At 74.5% G+C, this 5272-nt stretch carries 5 protein-coding genes; 4 read left to right on the top strand and 1 reads right to left on the bottom strand.

Annotation, left to right across the window (positions count from 1 at the left end):
* From J0670_RS29255 to J0670_RS29240, 4 genes are all read left to right on the top strand, one after another.
* Positions 1-841: DUF4190 domain-containing protein (locus J0670_RS29255; RefSeq protein WP_207814706.1), on the top strand; the 841-nt coding region annotated here is incomplete at its 5' end.
* A 173-nt stretch (positions 842-1014) separates the two neighbouring features.
* A complete protein-coding gene (locus tag J0670_RS29250; RefSeq protein WP_207814705.1) occupies positions 1015-1548 on the top strand; it encodes a PadR family transcriptional regulator in 534 nt (177 codons plus the stop codon).
* Positions 1545-2231 carry an ABC transporter ATP-binding protein gene (locus J0670_RS29245; protein WP_207814704.1) on the top strand — a complete coding sequence of 229 codons (687 nt, stop codon included), beginning with the start codon at positions 1545-1547 and terminating at the stop codon, positions 2229-2231. Before J0670_RS29250 ends, J0670_RS29245 begins: the two co-directional genes overlap by 4 nt.
* Before the next feature lie 17 nt (positions 2232-2248).
* Positions 2249-4618: an ABC transporter permease gene (locus J0670_RS29240; protein WP_207814703.1), complete on the top strand. Its 2370-nt coding sequence runs from the start codon at positions 2249-2251 to the stop codon at positions 4616-4618.
* Between the two features lie 67 nt (positions 4619-4685).
* On the opposite strand, the gene J0670_RS29235 is transcribed toward J0670_RS29240, so the two are convergent.
* A complete protein-coding gene (locus tag J0670_RS29235) occupies positions 4686-4988 on the bottom strand; it encodes a DUF1330 domain-containing protein (RefSeq protein ID WP_207814702.1) in 303 nt (100 codons plus the stop codon).
* Positions 4989-5272: the final 284 nt, after the last annotated feature.

Below are 5272 nucleotides of genomic sequence, written 5' to 3'. Positions count from 1 at the left end.
GATGGCGCCGGCGCCGCAGCCCCGCAACGGCCTGGGCGTCGCGGCCATGGTGCTCGGGATCGTCGGCACCGTCCTGAGCCTGGTCGTCATCCTGTTCTGGCTGTCCTGGCTGCCGGCCCTGCTCGCCGTGATCTTCGGCGCCATCGGCCTGCGCCACGTGCGCAAGGGCGTGGCGACCAACCGGGCGATGGCGCTGGCGGGCGTGATCCTGGGCGTCACCGGCCTGCTGGTCTCGGTCGGCGCCGGGGTGTTCGTCGTGACGAAGGTGCAGGCGGCCCGCGAGGAGTTCAGGGCGGAGGAGGACGCCGCCCGCGCCCGCGCCGACGCCGCGAACCAGGCCGCCCAGGAGCGGGCGGCCAAGGAGCGGGAGCGGGTCGAGGCCGAGCGCAAGCGGGTCGAGGCCGAGCGGCAGAAGGCGGCCGAGGACGAGAAGGCCCGGCGCCTGACGTTCGGCCAGTCCTACACCTACGGGGACGGGCTGAAGGTCACCATGGCCCCGCCGGAGCCGTACGTCCCGGGCGACACCGTGTTCGAGATCCCCAAGGGTTCCAAGATCGTCCAGGTGAAGATCACCGTCGTCAACACCGGCTCCCAGGAGCTCTCGCTCTACGGATCGGGCTCGCCCATCGTCCGGGACGCCAAGGGCGGCCTCGTCTTCTCGCTGATCGACGGAAGCGGACGGATGAAGATCCTCGGCGGCTCGCTGTCCCCGGGCCAGGAGGCCACCGGCGTGTCCGCGTACGCCCTGCCGGCGGCCTCGGCCGACTCGTTCTCCGTCAGGTTCGACTACGGCACCGGACTGCAGCGCAAGGACGTCATCTGGAGCGGCGCCCCCAGCTGACCCGGGGCCCCGAACCCGCGTCAGCTCCTCCTGCGGCGCCTGCCCGACCACCCTGCTGTCAAAGGTGGTCGGGCAGGCGCCGCGGGCGTTCCGGCCCGGAACCGACCCGCCCGCCAAGGGCCCGCACCCCGCTATACACACCCCTGTATACATGGTGTGTATAGTTCCCGATCATGGCACTCGGACAGATGCTCCTCGGGCTGCTGGAAACCCAGCCCCGCCACGGATACGACATCAAACGCCTCTACGACGAGCACTTCGGACGCGACCGCGCCCTGGCCTACGGGCAGGTGTACGCGACACTCTCCCGGCTGCTGAAGAACGGCCTGGTCGTCGTGGAGGGCGTCGAGGCCGGCGGCGGCCCCGACCGCAAGCGGTACGCGATCACCGACGCGGGCGTCACCGACCTCGCCCACTGGCTCACCCGGCCCGAGGACCCGCAGCCGTACCTGCAGAGCACCCTCTACCACAAGGTCGTGCTCGCCATCCTGACCGGCCGCTCGGCCGCCGACGTCCTGGACGTCCAGCGGGCCGAACACCTGCGCACGATGCGCGAACTGACCCGCCGCAAACTCACCGGCGACCTCGGCGACGAACTGATCTGCGACCACGCCCTGTTCCACCTCGAAGCCGACCTGCGCTGGCTGGAACTGACCGCCGCCCGCCTCGACGACCTCACCGCCCGCCTGACGGAGACCCCGCGTTGACCACCGCCCAACCCCTGCTCCACGCCCGGGACCTGCACAAGTCCTTCGGCCTCACCCCGGCCCTCGACGGCGCCTGCCTCACCGTCGCCGCCGGCGAACTCGTCGCCGTCATGGGCCCCTCCGGCTCGGGCAAGTCCACCCTGCTGCACTGCCTCGCCGGCATCACCCGCCCCGACCGCGGCACCATCACCTACCAGGGCCGCGACCTCACCACCAGCCCCGACGCCGAACTCAGCGCCCTGCGCCGCACCGAGTTCGGCTTCCTGTTCCAGTTCGGCCAACTCGTCCCCGAACTCACCTGCCTGGAGAACGTCGCCCTGCCGCTGCGCCTGAACGGCGTGCGCCGCAAGGCCGCCGAGGCCCGAGCCGCGGAGTGGCTGGAACGCCTGGAGGTGGCCGACACCGCCGCCAAACGCCCCGGCGAGGTCTCCGGCGGCCAGGGCCAGCGGGTCGGCGCCGCCCGCGCCCTGATCACCGGCCCCAAAGCGGTCTTCGCGGACGAGCCGACCGGCGCCCTCGACTCCCTCAACGGCGAACGCGTCATGAAACTGCTGACCCGCGCCGCCCGCGAGTCCGGCGCCGCCGTCGTCCTGGTCACCCACGAGGTACGGGTCGCCGCCTACGCCGACCGCGAGATCGTCGTCCGCGACGGCCGCACCCGCGACCTGGCGGCCGTACGGTGAGCGCCACCGAACCGCGCGTGCGCTCACCGTTCCTGGACCAGCTCGCGCTCGGCGCCCGACTGGCCGTCACCAGCGGACGCGACGGCTGGGGCCGACTGCTGCTCACCGCCTTCGGCGTGGGCCTGGGCGTGGCCCTGCTGCTGTTCACCGCCTCCTTCCCCGGCATCGTGCACCACCGCGACCAGCGCCTGTACACGCAGAACGACACCTTCAAGGACGAGGACCTGCCGACCCCCGGCGAGGCGACGGTCCTCGTCGCCGCCGCCGACACCACCTTCCGCTCCATCCCCGTGCGCGGGCGCGTCGTCCAGCCCGAAGGCCCCCACGCCGCGCTCCCGCCCGGGGTGGCCGCCTACCCGGCACCCGGCGAGATGGTCGTCTCCCCGGCCCTGGCCGACCTGCTCAAGGACCCCGCCAACCAGCTGCTGCGCGAACGCCTTCCCCACCCCGTGGTCGGCACCATCGCCCCGGCCGGACTCCTCGGCCCCGGCCAGGCCGCCTACGTCCTCGGCGGCGACCACCTCTCGGTGGACACCGGCGCCCTGCGCATCACCGAGTTCGGCCACTTCTCCCCGCCCAAACCCATGGACCCCAAGCTGATCCTGCTCAACGCCGTCGGCCTGACGGTGATGCTGGCCCCGGTCGGCGTCTTCCTCGCCGCCGCCGCCCGCTTCGGCGGCGAACGGCGCGACCGCCGCCTCGCCGCACTGCGCCTGGGCGGCGCGGACCGCCGGGCGACCGCCCGCATCGCCGCGGGGGAGTCCCTGGTGGGGGCCGTACTGGGCCTGGCCGCGGGCGCCGCGCTCTTCCTGCTCGCCCGCCAACTGATCGGCCACATCTGCCTCGCCGGATTCAGCTTCTTCCCCGAGGACGTCGCCCCGCAGCCCGCCATCGCCGCCGCGATCGCCGTGGTCGTACCGCTCCTGGCCGTCGGCGTCACCCTGCTCGCGATGCGCCGGGTGGTCCTCGACCCGCTCGGCGTCGTGCGCCGCTCCGGCCCCGCACGGCGCCGCATCGGCTGGCGGCTGACGCTGCCGCTGGCCGGCCTGGCCCTGACGGTGTTCGCCCTCGCCCTGCCCGCCCAGGGCGTCCCCGGCGCCCTGCCACGCACCGCCCTCCTCAACTCGGTCCAGGACACCCGCGGTTCACTCGTCGTCTCCTTCGGCGTGCTGCTGATGCTGATCGGCCTGTGCACCCTCCTGCCCTGGCTGGTGGAGGCCGTCACCCGGCGCGCCGGCGCCGGCCCCCTGTCCTGGCAACTGGCCGTGCGCCGCCTCCAGTCGGCCCCCGGACCGGCCGCAGCCGCGGTCAGCGGCGTGGTCGTGGCCATCGCCGGGGCGATCGCCCTGCAGACGCTCTTCCTCGGCATCGGCGCCCGCTACGAGGACCTCCCCCGGCCCACGCCCACCGCCGGCCCCTACCAGCAGTCGGTCTCCTTCCCCGGCGGCGCGCCCCAGGCCGGCGCCCTCGCCGACCGCCTGGCGCACACCACCGGGATCGCGGCCACCGCCGCGTACACCGAGTTCAACCTGGAGAGCCCGACGGCCAAGCCCTGGGAACTGCCCTCGGTACGGATCGCCTCCTGCGACGTGCTGCGCGGCTTCGCCACCCTGCCCGACTGCCGGGACGGCGACGCCTTCGCCCTCCAGAGCCCGACCGCGCGCCCGGACACCGCCCCCGTGCGGCCCGGCACACCCGTCCACGCCGCCGGCTTCCGCGGCGCCGGCGAGCCGGCGTCCTTCCCGCTGCCCGCGATCACGGCCACCGTCACGGCCGTCCCGGGCGCGGACCCGGGCGGGCGCATGGGCGCCGGCCTGCTGCTCCTCACCCCCGCCGCCGTCCCGGCCGAGGCGCTGCGCGGACAGCCGGCCACCGTCCTGGTCTCGCTCGCGGACGGACTGACGGACCCGAAGGAGCGGCTGACCACCGCCGTGATGGCGATCGACCCGCAGGCCCGCGCCGAATTCCCGCTCGACCGGAACCTCGACCCGACCTACCTCGCGGTCAAGCGCCTGCTGACGGCGGGATCGGCGATCACCCTGCTGCTGGTGGCCCTCAGCCTGCTGGTCGGCCAGCTGGAACGCTTCCGCGAGCAGCGCCGCGTCCTCGGCGTGCTGGGCGCCGTCGGCACCCGCCGGCGCGTCCTGGGCCTGTCGGTGCTGTGGCAGACGCTGGTCCCGATGGCCCTGGGCCTGGCGCTGGCCTCCGTCGGCGGCCTGCTGATGGGGGCGGTGCTCCAGTACTCGGCGGGCGTGCCGACGAGCGTGGACTGGGGCTCGATGCTGGCCATGACGGCGATCGCGGCCGGCGCGGTGCTCCTGACCACCGTCCTCGGACTGCCGCAGCTCCTGCGGCTGATGCGCCCCGGCGCCCTGCGCTACGAGTAACGGCCCTCGCACGCGACGGCGCCCGGCCCGAACGAGGGCCGGGCGCCGTCCGTCAGGGCGCCGTCCGTCAGAGGGCGGGCACGATCATCGCCGTGAACGGGACGGTGGCCGCGAGGCGTTCCTCCAGCAGCTCCCGGTAGCGGTCGGACTCGTAGACGGCGCGGGCCTGTTCGGCGTCGGCGAAGCGCAGGACGACGGTGTGGGTGCCGCCGGCCGGCCGCCCGCCTTCGGACAGGTGGACGGTCCGGTCGGTGCTCGCGACCAGTTCCCCCGCATCCGGGCCCAGCAGGACGGGAGTGGCGGCCCGGCGGTAGGCGTCCAGGCGCTGAGGGTCGGTCACGTCGTAGTTCAGAATGAGCAGGGCGGGCATGGTCTCTCCTCGTCGATCCGCGCGAAGCAGGGCGGGCAGGGGCCGGGACACGCGGGATCGACGCGGCGTCCGGGCGGCCGCCACGGACGGCGACGGATCACCGCCGGGGACCGTGATCCAGTATCCGCGCCCGCCCGACCGCGCGGAGCACGGGGTCGGGGAAGGCCGTCCGGCCGCCCCGGCGACGTTCCCCGTCCCCGTCCCCGGCGCGGGTCAGCCGGCGGGCGGGGCGCCGAGGGCGAGGGTGAAGCTGAAGCGGTCGCCGCGGTAGAGGGTGCGGACCT

Source organism: Streptomyces sp. FH025 (assembly GCF_017427025.1).
Classification (GTDB): domain Bacteria; phylum Actinomycetota; class Actinomycetes; order Streptomycetales; family Streptomycetaceae; genus Kitasatospora.
The sequence above is the reverse complement of the archived record's forward strand: the minus strand, read 5'-3'. Positions and strand labels throughout refer to the sequence as shown.

Coding starts and splice junctions, on each gene's coding strand:
- J0670_RS29235 (WP_207814702.1), bottom strand. CDS start 4,988: ATGCCCGCCCTGCTCATTCTGAACTACGACGTGACCGACCCTCAGCGC.
- J0670_RS29250 (WP_207814705.1), top strand. CDS start 1,015: ATGGCACTCGGACAGATGCTCCTCGGGCTGCTGGAAACCCAGCCCCGC.